The sequence below is a fragment of the Leclercia sp. LSNIH3 genome, assembly GCF_002935105.1.
In the GTDB taxonomy this organism is placed as follows: domain Bacteria; phylum Pseudomonadota; class Gammaproteobacteria; order Enterobacterales; family Enterobacteriaceae; genus Enterobacter; species Enterobacter adecarboxylatus.
Window position 1 is genome coordinate 35,865 of the sequence record NZ_CP026389.1, and the last position, 14,469, is coordinate 50,333.

The window sequence follows — 14,469 nt, forward strand, 5'->3', positions numbered from 1 at the left end:
TGAACCCCTCAGAACTGCGAAACTTGTTTTCGCGGTTCTGAGGGGTTGACCGAGCCGCGAAGCGGCGCTGGTAAGCGATGATATGCACATATCCACAGGCATATTTTTAAAAGGTATTTTATAGATTTTTTATCTTTTTAAAGTCTTTTAGAGCTATATAACTCATTGATTTAAAATCATAAATAAGTGTTATCTCTGGGAATCCGCCCACCTTGTTATGGGAATTGGCCCACCTATCTATGGGAAACACCCCACCTTACTATGGGAATTAGCCCACCTTGTTATGGGAATTGGCCCACCTTAGACGAAACTGTAAAAAATGTATTTACTTGTTTGAACTTTGTGGTAGTGTGGAGAGTAATTTTTAACCCACAAAGGCAAGGCTCATGGATAAGTTGCTGAACAAAAAGATAAAAGTTAAGCAGTCTAACGAGCTTACCGAAGCTGCTTACTACCTCTCGCTAAAAGCAAAGCGCGTTCTCTGGTTATGTCTTATGCAGACGTATTTCACAGCTTCAGTAAGCGAAGATGATGATGAGATGGCTGTACTCGGTGACTCTACTTTCAAAGTAAAGGTGGCTGACTATGAGCAAATTTTTCAGGTAAGCCGTAACCAGGCTATCAAGGATGTTAAAGAAGGCGTGTTTGAGTTAAGCCGTTCTGCGGTAATCTTTTACCCGAAAGAAGGGAGTTTTGACTGCGTCGCGCGCCCCTGGCTAACAGAGGCTGGCAGCCGATCAGCTCGTGGTATCTGGGAAATCGAATTTAACCATAAACTCCTGCGGTACATTTACGGCCTGACGAACCAGTTCACCACCTACTCGCTCCGCGATTGTGGCAGTCTTCGAAATCCACGGACGATCCGCCTTTATGAAAGTCTTGCTCAATTCAAATCTTCAGGCTTATGGGTTACTACTCATGCTTGGTTAAATGACCGTTTCCTTTTGCCGGAATCCCAACAGAAGAACTTGGCAGAGTTGAAACGATCTTTCCTTGATCCTGCACTCAAGCAGATAAATGAGAAAACACCTTTACTTGCTAAGTATAGTATTGATGATTCAGGAAAATTTCTGTTCTCAATAATTGATAAGCAAAATCCCGTCTGACATAAATCAGCACACATGAGCCTGTCATTTGACAAATTTTTGTCATGAAGATGGGCGAATTTCCACACAGCACCGGCGCCCGGCAAGGTGGGCGGATTCCCACACGGCACCGGCGCCCGGCAAGGTGGGCGGATTCCCACACGGCACCGGCGCCCGGCAAGGTGGGCGGATTCCCACACGGCTCCGGCGCCCGGCAAGGTGGGCGGATTCCCACACGGCACCGGCGCCCGGCAAGGTGGGCGGATTCCCACACGGCTCCGGCGCCCGGAAAGGGTGGGCGGATTTCCACACAGCACCGGCGCCCGGCAAGGTGGGCGGATTCCCACACGGCACCGGCGCCCGGCAAGGTGGGCGGATTCCCACACAGCACCGGCGCCCGGCAAGGTGGGCGGATTCCCACACGGCACCGGCGCCCGGCAAGGTGGGCGGATTCCCACACGGCACCGGCGCCCGGCAAGGTGGGCGGATTTCCACACGGCACCGGCGCCCGGCAAGGTGGGCGGATTCCCACACGGCACCGGCGCCCGGCAAGGTGGGCGGATTCCCACACAGCACCGGCGCCCGGCAAGGTGGGCGGATTCCCACACGGCACCGGCGCCCGGCAAGGTGGGCGGATTCCCACACGGCTCCGGCGCCCGGAAAGGGTGGGCGGATTTCCACACAGCACCGGCGCCCGGCAAGGTGGGCGGATTCCCACACGGCACCGGCGCCCGGAAAGGGTGGGCGGATTTCCACACAGCACCGGCGCCCGGCAAGGTGGGCGGATTTCCACACGGCACCGGCGCCCGGCAAGGTGGGCGGATTCCCACACGGCACCGGCGCCCGGCAAGGTGGGCGGATTCCCACACGGCTCCGGCGCCCGGCAAGGTGGGCGGATTCCCACACGGCACCGGCGCCCGGCAAGGTGGGCGGATTCCCACACGGCTCCGGCGCCCGGAAAGGGTGGGCGGATTTCCACACAGCACCGGCGCCCGGCAAGGTGGGCGGATTCCCACACGGCACCGGCGCCCGGCAAGGTGGGCGGATTCCCACACGGCTCCGGCGCCCGGAAAGGGTGGGCGGATTTCCACACAGCACCGGCGCCCGGCAAGGTGGGCGGATTCCCACACGGCACCGGCGCCCGGAAAGGGTGGGCGGATTTCCACACAGCACCGGCGCCCGGCAAGGTGGGCGGATTTCCACACGGCACCGGCGCCCGGCAAGGTGGGGGGATTCCCACACGGCACCGGCGCCCGGCAAGGTGGGCGGATTCCCACACGGCACCGGCGCCCGGCAAGGTGGGCGGATTCCCACACAGCACCGGCGCCCGGCAAGGTGGGCGGATTCCCACACAGCACCGGCGCCCGGCAAGGTGGGCGGATTCCCACACGGCACCGGCGCCCGGCAAGGTGGGCGGATTTCCACACGGCACCGGCACCCGGCAAGGTGGGCGGATTCCCACACGGCACCGGCGCCCGGCAAGGTGGGCGGATTTCCACACAGCACCGGCGCCCGGCAAGGTGGGTGGATTCCCACACGGCACCGGCGCCCGGTAAGGTGGGCGGATTTCCACACGACAGCGGCGCCCGGCAAGATGGGCGGATTCCCATATCGACATGTATGTAGCTTGTGTTATCCGTGGATTGTGCAGCTCAGCGGGTCGCTGGTCGTATGGCGTAGTGTCCCCCGTAACCGGCCGCGTGCGGCCGCTAACTCGCAGTACGGCGCCGCGACCCGAAGGCGGGCCGCCGTTCCCGCGCGCAGGCGCGCGGCGCCCACTGCGCACCCCCGTGGGGGACATACGGCAGCTGTGTGGCGGTGAGCGGGATTAGGGCTTTGCAGGGAGGGGGCTGGGTCGGGCGATACGTTCAGCATTGCGGTTTCCGGCGATTTGCGGCCGGTGCCCGTTTAACTCCGGCGTGGTCGCCTTCCATGCCCTGACGGCATAAGAAAATAAAACCGCCATGCTGCGGTCATTCATGATTTTGTGGTGTAGCGATAAATAGTCATGCGAGAAACGTTGAAGCGCTTAGCAACTGCACCAACTGTCATTTCAGGATCAGCAAGTAAGATTCTAATTTGTTTAACATCTTCTTCAGAAAGTGACGGTTTTCTCCCTCCCACACGGCCCCTTGCGCGTGCAGCTGCAAGGCCTGAGCGCGTTCTTTCAATATTGCGGTTGCGTTCAAAGCTAGAGAATATCGCCATCAGATGAGTATAGATTTCCCCTATAACTGGCGCATTTGTGTCTATTCTGTCCTTGATGGCTATGAAAGTTATTCCGCGTTTCTTCAGGTCGTCGAGTAAAGTAATGACTTGACCCAATGAACCGCCGAGCCGATCTAGTGCCCAAACTACTAGGGTATCTCCCTCGCGCAATGCTTTCAGGCAGTTCTCCAGTTCCGGCGCACCTTTTTTGTCGCGCTTTGGGCCGCTACGTGAGGTCTGATCCTGATAGATTTGCTCACATCCAGCTTTTGTTAGTTCGTCAACCTGGTGCGCCACATCCTGAAGATGCGTAGATTTACGTGCATAGCCGATTTTCATTCTTTTCTCGCTAATTAGTTATGGGGTTATTGTTATGTTGATACAGTAACGAGTTTTGTTACATGAGGGGAGTCATTTTTCGGGAGAAGTCAGGACTTTTCAAGACTGTCACAAAAACCATCGTTTTTGATACATTAATTTAACCAATAGGTTGCAGATCAAATCGCCTGTAACAGCCTTTCTGGCTGTTTGTCGTTTTCAGAAGACGGCTGCACTGAACGTCAGAAGCCGACTGCACTATAGCAGCGGAGGGGTTGGATCCATCAGGCAACGACGGGCTGCTGCCGGCCATCAGCGGACGCAGGGAGGACTTTCCGCAACCGGCCGTTCGATGCGGCACCGATGGCCTTCGCGCAGGGGTAGTGAATCCGCCAGGATTGACTTGCGCTGCCCTACCTCTCACTAGTGAGGGGCGGCAGCGCATCAAGCGGTGAGCGCACTCCGGCACCGCCAACTTTCAGCACATGCGTGTAAATCATCGTCGTAGAGACGTCGGAATGGCCGAGCAGATCCTGCACGGTTCGAATGTCGTAACCGCTGCGGAGCAAGGCCGTCGCGAACGAGTGGCGGAGGGTGTGCGGTGTGGCGGGCTTCGTGATGCCTGCTTGTTCTACGGCACGTTTGAAGGCGCGCTGAAAGGTCTGGTCATACATGTGATGGCGACGCACGACACCGCTCCGTGGATCGGTCGAATGCGTGTGCTGCGCAAAAACCCAGAACCACGGCCAGGAATGCCCGGCGCGCGGATACTTCCGCTCAAGGGCGTCGGGAAGCGCAACGCCGCTGCGGCCCTCGGCCTGGTCCTTCAGCCACCATGCCCGTGCACGCGACAGCTGCTCGCGCAGGCTGGGTGCCAAGCTCTCGGGTAACATCAAGGCCCGATCCTTGGAGCCCTTGCCCTCCCGCACGATGATCGTGCCGTGATCGAAATCCAGATCCTTGACCCGCAGTTGCAAACCCTCACTGATCCGCATGCCCGTTCCATACAGAAGCTGGGCGAACAAACGATGCTCGCCTTCCAGAAAACCGAGGATGCGAACCACTTCATCCGGGGTCAGCACCACCGGCAAGCGCCGCGACGGCCGAGGTCTTCCGATCTCCTGAAGCCAGGGCAGATCCGTGCACAGCACCTTGCCGTAGAAGAACAGCAAGGCCGCCAATGCCTGACGATGCGTGGAGACCGAAACCTTGCGCTCGTTCGCCAGCCAGGACAGAAATGCCTCGACTTCGCTGCTGCCCAAGGTTGCCGGGTGACGCACACCGTGGAAACGGATGAAGGCACGAACCCAGTGGACATAAGCCTGTTCGGTTCGTAAACTGTAATGCAAGTAGCGTATGCGCTCACGCAACTGGTCCAGAACCTTGACCGAACGCAGCGGTGGTAACGGCGCAGTGGCGGTTTTCATGGCTTGTTATGACTGTTTTTTTGTACAGTCTATGCCTCGGGCATCCAAGCAGCAAGCGCGTTACGCCGTGGGTCGATGTTTGATGTTATGGAGCAGCAACGATGTTACGCAGCAGGGCAGTCGCCCTAAAACAAAGTTAACCCAGGATGAGAACCTTGAAAGTATCATTGATGGCTGCGAAAGCGAAAAACGGCGTGATTGGTTGCGGTCCAGACATACCCTGGTCCGCGAAAGGGGAGCAGCTACTTTTTAAAGCATTGACCTACAATCAGTGGCTTCTGGTGGGTCGCAAGACGTTTGAATCTATGGGCGCACTCCCCAATAGGAAATACGCGGTCGTTACCCGCTCAGGTTGGACATCAAATGATGACAATGTAGTTGTATTTCAGTCAATCGAAGAGGCCATGGACAGGCTAGCTGAATTCACCGGTCACGTTATAGTGTCTGGTGGCGGAGAAATTTACCGAGAAACATTACCCATGGCCTCTACGCTCCACTTATCGACGATCGACATCGAGCCAGAGGGGGATGTTTTCTTCCCGAGTATTCCAAATACCTTCGAAGTTGTTTTTGAGCAACACTTTACTTCAAACATTAACTATTGCTATCAAATTTGGAAAAAGGGTTAACAAAGCTATGCAATCGACGGCAAAAAGCTTCGTTCGCTTCGCGCACTACGCCTTTTCCGCGATTGATAGCGACGTTATGTGAATATTGAAATGAGCATTCCAAAGAAAGGAAGTAGAAAAATTATCGTGGGCGAAAATGAGTTTTTGTGGCTCATTAGGTCAAAACTCACATATTCGCAGGACTGTTTAGGTACAGAAATGACTGCGGTCGTTGAACCGGATGCCGGTCCTCACTGATGAAGAAGTGAACACCGTACGGGAATCGTGCCGGCAGCTTGGAGCTATCGGCCGGAACCTCAACCAGGTGGCCAGGGCCTTGAACATCGAGTTCAGGGAAAGTGACAAGCTCAAGCAAGAGGCCATCGAAAAACTGGCCGAACGGATCGACCAGCATTTGGACCATGTGTCTGAGCTGTTCGATAAGACCTGGAGCCGGTGGCACGATTGTCATTTTCAGAAGACGACTGCACCAGTTGATTGGGCGTAATGGCTGTTGTGCAGCCAGCTCCTGACAGTTCAATATCAGAAGTGATCTGCACCAATCTCGACTATGCTCAATACTCGTGTGGGCTCTGTTGCAAAAATCGTGAAGCTTGAGCATGCTTGGCGGAGATTGGACGGACGGAACGATGACGGATTTCAAGTGGCGCCATTTCCAGGGTGATGTGATCCTGTGGGCGGTGCGCTGGTATTGTCGCTATCCGATCAGCTATCGCGACCTTGAGGAAATGCTGGCGGAACGCGGCATTTCGGTCGACCATACGACGATCTATCGCTGGGTCCAGTGCTACGCCCCGGAGATGGAGAAGCGGCTGCGCTGGTTCTGGCGGCGTGGCTTTGATCCGAGCTGGCGCCTGGATGAAACCTACGTCAAGGTGCGGGGCAAGTGGACCTACCTGTACCGGGCAGTCGACAAGCGGGGCGACACGATCGATTTCTACCTGTCGCCGACCCGCAGCGCCAAGGCAGCGAAGCGGTTCCTGGGCAAGGCCCTGCGAGGCCTGAAGCACTGGGAAAAGCCTGCCACGCTCAATACCGACAAAGCGCCGAGCTATGGTGCAGCGATCACCGAATTGAAGCGCGAAGGAAAGCTGGACCGGGAGACGGCCCACCGGCAGGTGAAGTATCTCAATAACGTGATCGAGGCCGATCACGGAAAGCTCAAGATACTGATCAAGCCGGTGCGCGGTTTCAAATCGATCCCCACGGCCTATGCCACGATCAAGGGATTCGAAGTCATGCGAGCCCTGCGCAAAGGACAGGCTCGCCCCTGGTGCCTGCAGCCCGGCATCAGGGGCGAGGTGCGCCTTGTGGAGAGAGCTTTTGGCATTGGGCCCTCGGCGCTGACGGAGGCCATGGGCATGCTCAACCACCATTTCGCAGCAGCCGCCTGATCGGCGCAGAGCGACAGCCTACCTCTGACTGCCGCCAATCTTTGCAACAGAGCCTCCGTCGCCATGCTCACCTCGCTTTGGTGCACACGAGTATTGAGCATAGTCGAGATTGGTGCAGATCACTTCTGATATTGAACTGTCAGGAGCTGGCTGCACAACAGCCATTACGCCCAATCAACTGGTGCAGTCGTCTTCTGAAAATGACACTGTTTGTATATAATCATGAAAAAATGGTGAGTAGAGTTTCAGGGTAACAGGGGATGCTTATGTCGGTTTTCCACAACTGGCTACTTGAGATCGCATGTGAGAATTACTTCGTCTACATCAAACGCCTTTCCGCCAACGATACCGGCGCAACAGGTGGTCACCAGGTAGGGCTTTATATCCCTTCAGGTATCGTTGAAAAACTCTTTCCGTCTATCAACCATACCCGTGAACTGAACCCTTCGGTTTTTCTCACCGCACATGTGTCATCGCATGATTGCCCTGACAGCGAAGCCAGGGCAATTTATTATAACAGCCGTCATTTTGGTAAAACCCGGAATGAAAAAAGGATTACCCGCTGGGGTAGAGGCAGCCCACTTCAGGATCCTGAAAATACAGGGGCTCTGACGCTCCTGGCTTTCAAGCTTGATGAGCAAGGGGGGGACTGTAAGGAAGTAAATATTTGGGTATGCGCCAGCACTGATGAAGAGGACGTCATTGAGACCGCTATTGGTGAAGTTATACCCGGAGCGCTTATATCCGGCCCCGCAGGACAGATTCTAGGCGGACTATCTCTACAGCAAGCGCCAGTAAATCATAAATATATTCTACCTGAAGACTGGCACCTGCGCTTTCCGTCGGGAAGTGAAATTATTCAGTATGCAGCCAGCCATTATGTGAAAAATTCCCTTGATCCGGATGAGCAACTTCTTGACCGCCGGCGCGTGGAGTACGACATATTTCTATTGGTTGAGGAACTGCATGTTCTGGATATCATCCGGAAAGGATTTGGCTCTGTGGATGAATTTATTGCGCTGGCCAATTCTGTCAGCAATCGCCGTAAATCCAGAGCCGGGAAGTCGCTGGAACTGCACCTGGAGCATCTATTCATTGAGCACGGCCTGCGACACTTTGCGACGCAGGCCATCACAGAAGGTAATAAAAAACCCGATTTCCTTTTCCCTTCCGCAGGGGCTTACCACGATACTGAGTTTCCCGTAGAAAATCTGCGCATGCTGGCAGTCAAGACTACCTGTAAGGATCGCTGGCGTCAGATACTGAATGAGGCCGATAAAATTCATCAGGTGCATCTGTTTACACTCCAGGAGGGAGTTTCTCTGGCTCAATATCGGGAGATGCGGGAGTCGGGTGTCAGATTGGTCGTGCCATCATCTCTGCACAAAAAATACCCGGAGGCGGTGAGAGCTGAGCTAATGACGCTAGGTGCGTTTATTGCTGAGCTGACAGGGCTTTACGCAGATATTCCATAGATTATCTCCCGGCATAAATACCGGGAGGAGCGATCAGATTCGTTCAACCTTGCACGAATCGGCATTAACCGCTTTCAGGATATAAGGTTCAAGCAGTTTGGCTACGGCTTCAAACACGGGCACCACTACGGAGTTACCGAACTGCCTGTACGACTGAGTGTCTGACACAGGAATGCGAAAAGGCCTGCCATCTACTTTTTCAAAACCCATAAGGCGCGCGCACTCTCGCGGAGTCAGCCTGCGGGGCCGATGCGCCTGATTTTCTTCGTTCGCGAAGTCTGTTTCACCTGTGGCCATATCCCAGCCACGGTCTATCAGAATTTCAGACCCGTCTTTGTGATAGCGAGCAGAAAGCGTACGGGCAATGCTTTCTTTATTTTCAGGATTAACGAGGCCAAAACCGAATCCGTTACCCTTAGCTGCGTGCTTTTTGGCGTAGTTATAGAGATACTCCCAGAGTTTCGGCGTCAGTATATATTTGCTGTCAACCACGGGTTCCAGCAGTTCGCCAAATGACGGACGCTGTTCCGGATAAAAACGACTAATATCGCGCAGGGTAAAGCCCTGGTGAATGTTCAGATCACGGCGGAAACCGACCAAAACGATACGTTCTCGGTGCTGAGGTAAAAAGTGCTTTCCGTCGATAACTTTAGGATCGTTTTTGCCCATCTCAGCTGCATCCGCAACTTCATAGCCCAGTTCGTCGAGGGTATCCATGATGACTTTAAAGGTTTTACCCTTGTCATGGCTCTTCAGGTTTTTAACGTTTTCAAGAACAAAGATGGCAGGTTTTTTTGCGCGGATAATACGCGCCACATCGAAGAAAAGCGTTCCCTGAGCCTCACATTCGAAACCATGCGCGCGCCCGAGCGAGTTTTTCTTGCTTACGCCCGCAAGGCTAAACGGTTGACAGGGGAAACCTGCTAGAAGTACATCATGATCCGGCACATGCTCATTAATGTAAGCATAGGCATCGTTTTCAGGTACTTCAGGTTTATCACTGAGCGTGACTTCACGAATATCGAGATTGAAAGTGTGTTCCTGAGCATCGTTAAACCAGTTAGCTTTATATGTGCGCACAGCCTCTTTATTCCATTCACTGGTAAAAACGCACTGGCCACCGATGGTTTCGAAGCCCTTCCGTATACCTCCAATCCCAGCAAACAGGTCAATAAACCGGAAGGCATAGTCAGGGTGATGTGCAGGCGCTTCCGGAAGCATTTTTCGTAGAAGTTCCTCTTCGGCTAACGTCAGCGTCTTAGGTGAGCACTTACCATTAATCCAGCGATTAAGAGTCTCGCGACTCCACTCATTTTTACCAACTTTTCTAAGCAGTTCAGCCACGTACTTCTGGTCATAGATTTCCAGCACCTGCCCGAGCAGCTTTTTATCATTTTCCTGTCGCAGTTGTTCTTCCGCTTCTGCTTTCTCAAGCAGATCCTGCGCCAGTAATTCAAATTCAGACATATTGCCTCCATTGGGTCTTATGGGTGAAACTGTATCACTCATTTGACCCAGATTGAATGTTTTTATCTGGATATTTAAACAGGTTTATTGTTAGGTAACGCACGTTGGCCACGCTGGAGCGTCTTCTGGGCCTGCTGTCGGCCTTTGAGGTCGTGGTATGGATGACGGATGGCTGGCCGCTGTATGAACCCCGCCTGAAGGGAAAGCTGCACGTTATCAGCAAGCGTTACACTCAGCGCATTGAGCGACATAACCTGAATCTGAGACAACATCTGGCAAGGCTGGGACGGAAGTCACTGTCGTTCTCAAAATCGGTGGAGCTGCATGACAAGGTCATCGGGCATTATCTGAACATAAAACACTATCAGTAAGTTGGAGTCATTACCGGTTCTCTTTGTCTTTTAGTGATTCTATAAACCTCATTACGTCTGAATATAAAAATCTATTATTTGATTTATGTGGCTCATGAGGTTGTGGGATGGTCTTGTTTTTGAATGTGCCAGTTTTCTTAATGGCAAAGATTAACTCACCTTCTGTTATTCCTAACATTTCAGCAAATGTTTTTGCTTCTATAGTTACTGACTTCATTTAATTAACTCTCATGGTATCGATTTTCTTTACCGGCATCTTTAACAATGGTGCTCGTTTCTAGTGTTGCTGCGGTACGCTTCATCATCGTCTGCGGGGCGGTTGCGATAGTGAAGGAGCTGCCGGGCGTGAGCAAATCTATCAGGCGCTGGCCGCTGATAATCTCCATCCGTTCACTGGCAATACTGACAGATTTTGAACCTGCGCCGGTTTTCCCGGTATGGCAAAACAGACCGCGACAGTTATGACGTTTAAGCAACTTCTCGAACTCCTGTACGTGCTGTAAAGCAATATGGCCGCGATAGCGTTTAGCCTGAATAAGATAGCGATATTTTCCTATTATTACCTGGCCGTCAATGCCTCCATCGCCGGTATAGCGTTTGTTTCTGATGGTTCTGAAGCCATGCGCTTCAAATCCTTCCAGCAACAGTTCTTCAAACACAAAAGGATCAATTTTCCTCAGGTAGTCAATTTTTTGTGGGAAGCCCGGCAACGTCTTTATGCGCTCCAGCACCCGCCGCGCACTTTGCTGCTTCCTTTTGTGTCGCCTGTGCCGTACTGAACGCCGGAAGAATACAACGGCAAGCAGTGCGATGGCGCTGCAAGCCCATAGAATAAGGTTTTCTGTAGTGGGGAAGGGGATCATGGTCATAGTGGGCTTTCTGAGGGTAAAGAAAAGGGCGGTTAAACCGCCCTGGTGTTTAGCGACGGCTGTATACCTGCCACGAAGCGCTGCCTGACTGATTCTGGCAAATCCGCCCGTAAAGTACGGTGCCGGTCGAGTAGCGGGCGCCATTCAGATAGCAATAGCCGCTGGATTGCAGCAGTTCGTTGCGCAGCTTTTCTTCCTGCTTTGATAGCCGGGACTCCGCAGACTGCAAACGAACGGATAATTCGTTAATCTGGCGTTGCTGGTTATTCAGCTGGCTCTGCATCGCATTACCTTTATCCTGGCTGACGCAACCAGTTAAGAGAGCTGTACAGGCTAATGCACTTAATATTATTTTTTTCACGTTGGCTCCTTAAATTGAGATTATTCCTAGTTCGCCTATAAGCGAACTTTCCCGTATTTACTTATGATCTGGCTTATCATCGACTGGTTACTTCCACCTTCGCCATTATCCGGGCATTCATTAAGAAAAGCCTTCCTGGCATCCTTCGTGTGGTTGGGTAAAAAGCCGTGCTTGTTCTTTTTAACGATATTGAAGAAAGCAGCTTCAGCACTGTTACACTCGCTTCCGCCGCTATCGCCGGTGAGCTTGCCCGCCATGCACATAATAACTTTGCAGGGATCTTCAGCATGGCTGGCAGGAATATAAAGCAGACTACCAGCTGCTATCAGAGGTATTAAGAGTTTCTTCATTGTTTTGTCCTTAACAGTTTGTTCAGATATACACTCGCCAGAATGTTGATAACGGTAAGCAATATTAATAATAACGCTGCGTTATAAATAGATTTGTAACCTATATCGCCTGCAATATATTCGACAACAAAAACGAAAATCGTTAAAATTGTGTAAAACTTGATTAACTTTCCTGTAATTTTCTTAACAATATAAGCAACTGAATAAGAGCCGGATTTGATGATGCTGGCGAGTAACCTGATCGCATGGACACGAAATTTTCTAAAAATGGGCGGAATGGAAGATGCCTTTTTCTTCCTTCTGCTTTTTTGCCTTTCCGCAAAATCAATAAGTTCGCCCATTTTTATACCCTCCGGTTATATCTTCAGATCATCAAGTGATAAACCACTATCAAGCAGCTCTTTGAGCCATGTGGGTCGGCGGCCAGTCCCGGACCAGGTATTTTCTGCGTTCCTGGGGTCGCGGTATTTTGCTGGTCTATGTTCTCTGGGGTTGGCTACGCCCTGCATCTTCATGGCTTCCAGGCTAATGCCAGCGTCCAATTTTGCAGTTAGCCAGGCCGGGCGCTTCCCTATACCAGTCCACGTATTAAAAGGGTTATCCGGGTCACGATACACGGGTTCGCCTTTTGGTCGTTTTTCTGATTTCAGGGGAACCAGCATCACCTTCCTTCCTTCAGCGGTTTTCTTTTCGTTTCTTCTTGACACGATCTCATTAGCCCTTATCATAAACAAAAGTCGTCGAAATTACAATTACGCGGTGAAACATAAATGAGTAAACATCCAAAACTCCTGGTTCTCGCTCTGGCCTGCCTTGCTTGTGCTGGCCGTGCCAGTGCTGCGCCTGCCTCCGATGAAGTTGCCAGGCTTGCGCAGAGATGTGCGCCTGATGTTTCACCCTTAACGATGGCGTACATCGTCGGCCATGAGTCCTCAAATGGGCCGTACAGGATCAATATTAACGGTAGTATTCAGTTAAAACAGCAACCGCGTACTGAAGCTGAGGCCGTCAGCGTTGCGAAAGTTCTGCTGAAGGATAATAAAAGTTTTGATATGGGCCTTGCACAAATTAACTCAAATAATTTAGTGGGCCTGGGTCTTTCGGTTGACGATATTTTCAAACCCTGCATCAACCTGCGGGCGAGCCAGACCATCCTTAAAGCCTGTTATGATAGCGCCCTGAAATCCTACCCAGCCGGGCAGGTTGCGCTGAGACACGCGCTTTCCTGCTACAACACCGGCTCACTCACAAACGGGATTTCTAACGGGTATGTCACGAAAGTTATCAACGTGGCGCGTCAATCAACTGATTTGAAAATCCCTACGCTGCTACCTGACGGCCAGACCAGTGAGGACAGCACCGCGACTGAGCCTCAGCAGGCAAAAAGTACGGCGCCGCAGTATGACGGTGAACAAGATGTTTTTGGTTCGGGTGATGGCGATGCCTTCAGCCGAAATAATACGGATGCCTTTTTAACCAGACAGGAAACAGCGAAGGGGGAATGAGGTTATGGATGGAACGTTTGTACCTTGTATTGCAATCACAGATCCTGGAGCTATTTGAAGCAGGAAAAGTGAAGGAGGTAACGATAGAACGGGTTTCATTAAAGAAGTGGTATCCCGTTTTTCAGATAGACGATGAACAGCTGGGCCAGATCGCATGTTCCATTAGGGTTAACAAAGAGCATGAGCTACGAACCTGGGCTGATTTAAGGCTACTGGCAGAGTTTTTGAAAGATAAGTGTGGCGTTGAAGAATGCCGGTTAAATCTGCAATCAACAGAAGATAGTGAGTAAGGAGAAAGTATGACCACGTTGTTTAAGAAGTATGGCCCTGCGGTAGTTATGGGCGTTTTGTCCATTGCCCTGCCGCAAATTGCGCTGGCCGCTGGCACCGATACTGGTGAATCAACCGCTACATCAATCCAGACGTGGTTGAGCACATGGATTCCAATTGGTTGTGCTATTGCGATCATGGTTAGTTGCTTTATGTGGATGCTTCACGTAATCCCAGCCAGCTTTATTCCTCGTATCGTAATCTCGCTGATTGGTATTGGTTCTGCATCATTTCTGGTTTCCCTGACGGGCGTAGGAAGCTGAACAACGCGAAAAGGGGGGACTTTTGTCCCCCAAAGTGAGGACTACAAAGATGTTCGTTGACGGGAAAAGACCGCTTTTCAAAGGTGCGACTCGCTTACCTCGCGCGCTGGGTGTACCACGTAATGTAGCTATGATGATATTCATGATTTCTGCCTCGCTTTTTATGATTATTCATATGTGGGCGATTCTGGTGTTCGTCTTTTTGTGGATTCCTTCAGCTGCATTAACAAAATATGACGACCGCATGTTTCGAATTATGGGCCTGTGGTTGAAAACCAAATTCAGTAATTGGTTTGATTCTCCGTTTAAGCAGTGGGGAGGATCGTCTTATTCCTCTGTTGACTACAAACGTAAGGGTTTAAAATAATGAGAGCTGCCACCGCTACGAAGCCAAAAAAAATTGATGCCTACCGTAAG

Annotated in this window: 17 protein-coding genes and 4 pseudogenes; 11 read left to right on the forward strand and 10 right to left on the reverse strand. The window is 52.1% G+C overall.

The features are described 5' to 3' along the window. Positions 1-386 precede the first annotated feature (386 nt). Entirely contained in the window at positions 387-1,106 is a 720-nt protein-coding gene (locus C3F35_RS23515) for a replication initiation protein (RefSeq protein WP_001749982.1), read from the forward strand. A 1,956-nt stretch (positions 1,107-3,062) separates the two neighbouring features. Here C3F35_RS23515 and C3F35_RS23525 read toward each other — a convergent pair. Next, positions 3,063-3,632 carry a recombinase family protein gene (locus C3F35_RS23525; protein ID WP_001749988.1) on the reverse strand — a complete coding sequence of 190 codons (570 nt, stop codon included), beginning with the start codon at positions 3,630-3,632 and terminating at the stop codon, positions 3,063-3,065. A 392-nt stretch (positions 3,633-4,024) separates the two neighbouring features. Next, the gene (gene intI1 / locus C3F35_RS23535) at positions 4,025-5,038 is read right to left on the reverse strand and encodes a class 1 integron integrase IntI1 (protein ID WP_000845048.1); all 1,014 of its coding nucleotides are present in this window, start codon (positions 5,036-5,038) and stop codon (positions 4,025-4,027) included. Between the two features lie 155 nt (positions 5,039-5,193). On the opposite strand from intI1, the gene dfrA14 reads away from it, so the two are divergent. The 4 genes and pseudogenes from dfrA14 to C3F35_RS23555 all read left to right on the forward strand — a co-directional run bounded on the left by dfrA14 (position 5,194) and on the right by C3F35_RS23555 (position 7,061). After that, the gene (gene dfrA14 / locus C3F35_RS23540) at positions 5,194-5,667 is read left to right on the forward strand and encodes a trimethoprim-resistant dihydrofolate reductase DfrA14 (protein WP_004201280.1); all 474 of its coding nucleotides are present in this window, start codon (positions 5,194-5,196) and stop codon (positions 5,665-5,667) included. Between the two features lie 220 nt (positions 5,668-5,887). Then, positions 5,888-6,001, forward strand: a pseudogene (gene mobC / locus C3F35_RS27130) (plasmid mobilization relaxosome protein MobC); the annotation flags it as partial. 103 nt (positions 6,002-6,104) lie between these two features. Beyond that, positions 6,105-6,179 (forward strand): annotated as a pseudogene (locus C3F35_RS27135) (EAL domain-containing protein); the annotation flags it as partial. Positions 6,180-6,296: 117 nt separating this feature from the next. Further along, positions 6,297-7,061 (forward strand): IS6-like element IS6100 family transposase, encoded by a 765-nt coding sequence (locus tag C3F35_RS23555; protein WP_001389365.1) that lies wholly within the window; start codon positions 6,297-6,299, stop codon positions 7,059-7,061. A 139-nt stretch (positions 7,062-7,200) separates the two neighbouring features. Here the strand turns inward: C3F35_RS23555 and C3F35_RS26925 are convergent. Beyond that, a pseudogene (locus C3F35_RS26925) lies at positions 7,201-7,266 on the reverse strand (EAL domain-containing protein); the annotation flags it as partial. 61 nt (positions 7,267-7,327) lie between these two features. Here C3F35_RS26925 and C3F35_RS23570 point away from each other — a divergent pair. Beyond that, positions 7,328-8,536, forward strand: coding sequence for a type II site-specific deoxyribonuclease (locus C3F35_RS23570; protein WP_001749969.1), 1,209 nt, complete (start codon positions 7,328-7,330; stop codon positions 8,534-8,536). Positions 8,537-8,569: 33 nt separating this feature from the next. Here the strand turns inward: C3F35_RS23570 and C3F35_RS23575 are convergent, their stop codons facing one another. Continuing rightward, entirely contained in the window at positions 8,570-10,003 is a 1,434-nt protein-coding gene (locus C3F35_RS23575; protein ID WP_001288432.1) for a DNA cytosine methyltransferase, read from the reverse strand. Positions 10,004-10,101: 98 nt separating this feature from the next. Here C3F35_RS23575 and C3F35_RS23580 point away from each other — a divergent pair. Then, a pseudogene (locus C3F35_RS23580) lies at positions 10,102-10,374 on the forward strand (IS1 family transposase); the annotation flags it as partial. Between the two features lie 10 nt (positions 10,375-10,384). Here C3F35_RS23580 and C3F35_RS23585 read toward each other — a convergent pair. The 6 genes from C3F35_RS23585 to C3F35_RS23610 are packed head-to-tail and all read right to left on the reverse strand — an operon-like array spanning position 10,385 to position 12,616. Then, entirely contained in the window at positions 10,385-10,591 is a 207-nt protein-coding gene (locus C3F35_RS23585; protein ID WP_001749967.1) for a hypothetical protein, read from the reverse strand. Between the two features lie 4 nt (positions 10,592-10,595). Next, complete coding sequence (locus tag C3F35_RS23590) at positions 10,596-11,237, reverse strand: restriction endonuclease (RefSeq protein WP_024181859.1); 642 nt, start codon at positions 11,235-11,237, stop codon at positions 10,596-10,598. 55 nt (positions 11,238-11,292) lie between these two features. After that, positions 11,293-11,604: a hypothetical protein gene (locus C3F35_RS23595; protein ID WP_001452736.1), complete on the reverse strand. Its 312-nt coding sequence runs from the start codon at positions 11,602-11,604 to the stop codon at positions 11,293-11,295. 35 nt (positions 11,605-11,639) lie between these two features. Beyond that, positions 11,640-11,954, reverse strand: a complete 315-nt coding sequence (locus C3F35_RS23600) for a TrbM/KikA/MpfK family conjugal transfer protein (RefSeq protein ID WP_001749965.1) — start codon at positions 11,952-11,954, stop codon at positions 11,640-11,642. Beyond that, positions 11,951-12,295, reverse strand: coding sequence for a hypothetical protein (locus C3F35_RS23605; RefSeq protein WP_001749964.1), 345 nt, complete (start codon positions 12,293-12,295; stop codon positions 11,951-11,953). The genes C3F35_RS23600 and C3F35_RS23605 overlap by 4 nt, the downstream gene beginning before the upstream one ends. Positions 12,296-12,310: 15 nt before the next feature. Further along, positions 12,311-12,616 carry an H-NS family nucleoid-associated regulatory protein gene (locus C3F35_RS23610; protein WP_000960954.1) on the reverse strand — a complete coding sequence of 102 codons (306 nt, stop codon included), beginning with the start codon at positions 12,614-12,616 and terminating at the stop codon, positions 12,311-12,313. Positions 12,617-12,724: 108 nt separating this feature from the next. Here C3F35_RS23610 and C3F35_RS23615 point away from each other — a divergent pair, with 108 nt between their 5' ends. The 4 genes from C3F35_RS23615 to C3F35_RS23630 are packed head-to-tail and all read left to right on the forward strand — an operon-like array spanning position 12,725 to position 14,419. Next, positions 12,725-13,459 carry a lytic transglycosylase domain-containing protein gene (locus tag C3F35_RS23615; protein ID WP_001749963.1) on the forward strand — a complete coding sequence of 245 codons (735 nt, stop codon included), beginning with the start codon at positions 12,725-12,727 and terminating at the stop codon, positions 13,457-13,459. A gap of 8 nt (positions 13,460-13,467) precedes the next feature. Further along, positions 13,468-13,749, forward strand: coding sequence for a transcriptional repressor KorA (gene korA, locus C3F35_RS23620; RefSeq protein WP_000440698.1), 282 nt, complete (start codon positions 13,468-13,470; stop codon positions 13,747-13,749). A gap of 9 nt (positions 13,750-13,758) precedes the next feature. Further along, complete coding sequence (locus tag C3F35_RS23625; RefSeq protein WP_001749962.1) at positions 13,759-14,052, forward strand: hypothetical protein; 294 nt, start codon at positions 13,759-13,761, stop codon at positions 14,050-14,052. 49 nt (positions 14,053-14,101) lie between these two features. Next, complete coding sequence (locus C3F35_RS23630) at positions 14,102-14,419, forward strand: VirB3 family type IV secretion system protein (protein ID WP_000496058.1); 318 nt, start codon at positions 14,102-14,104, stop codon at positions 14,417-14,419. Positions 14,420-14,469 lie beyond the last annotated feature (50 nt).

Bases quoted from the DNA above. Each gene is read 5' to 3' on its own strand.
- C3F35_RS23625 (WP_001749962.1), top strand. From the start codon at position 13,759: ATGACCACGTTGTTTAAGAAGTATGGCCCTGCGGTAGTTATGGGCGTT.
- C3F35_RS23570 (WP_001749969.1), top strand. From the start codon at position 7,328: ATGTCGGTTTTCCACAACTGGCTACTTGAGATCGCATGTGAGAATTAC.
- C3F35_RS23525 (WP_001749988.1), bottom strand. From the start codon at position 3,632: ATGAAAATCGGCTATGCACGTAAATCTACGCATCTTCAGGATGTGGCG.
- C3F35_RS23555 (WP_001389365.1), top strand. From the start codon at position 6,297: ATGACGGATTTCAAGTGGCGCCATTTCCAGGGTGATGTGATCCTGTGG.
- C3F35_RS23615 (WP_001749963.1), top strand. From the start codon at position 12,725: ATGAGTAAACATCCAAAACTCCTGGTTCTCGCTCTGGCCTGCCTTGCT.
- C3F35_RS23610 (WP_000960954.1), bottom strand. From the start codon at position 12,616: ATGCTGGTTCCCCTGAAATCAGAAAAACGACCAAAAGGCGAACCCGTG.
- intI1 (WP_000845048.1), bottom strand. From the start codon at position 5,038: ATGAAAACCGCCACTGCGCCGTTACCACCGCTGCGTTCGGTCAAGGTT.
- C3F35_RS23575 (WP_001288432.1), bottom strand. From the start codon at position 10,003: ATGTCTGAATTTGAATTACTGGCGCAGGATCTGCTTGAGAAAGCAGAA.
- korA (WP_000440698.1), top strand. From the start codon at position 13,468: ATGGAACGTTTGTACCTTGTATTGCAATCACAGATCCTGGAGCTATTT.
- C3F35_RS23590 (WP_024181859.1), bottom strand. From the start codon at position 11,237: ATGATCCCCTTCCCCACTACAGAAAACCTTATTCTATGGGCTTGCAGC.
- C3F35_RS23630 (WP_000496058.1), top strand. From the start codon at position 14,102: ATGTTCGTTGACGGGAAAAGACCGCTTTTCAAAGGTGCGACTCGCTTA.
- C3F35_RS23585 (WP_001749967.1), bottom strand. From the start codon at position 10,591: ATGAAGTCAGTAACTATAGAAGCAAAAACATTTGCTGAAATGTTAGGA.
- C3F35_RS23600 (WP_001749965.1), bottom strand. From the start codon at position 11,954: ATGAAGAAACTCTTAATACCTCTGATAGCAGCTGGTAGTCTGCTTTAT.
- C3F35_RS23515 (WP_001749982.1), top strand. From the start codon at position 387: ATGGATAAGTTGCTGAACAAAAAGATAAAAGTTAAGCAGTCTAACGAG.
- C3F35_RS23605 (WP_001749964.1), bottom strand. From the start codon at position 12,295: ATGGGCGAACTTATTGATTTTGCGGAAAGGCAAAAAAGCAGAAGGAAG.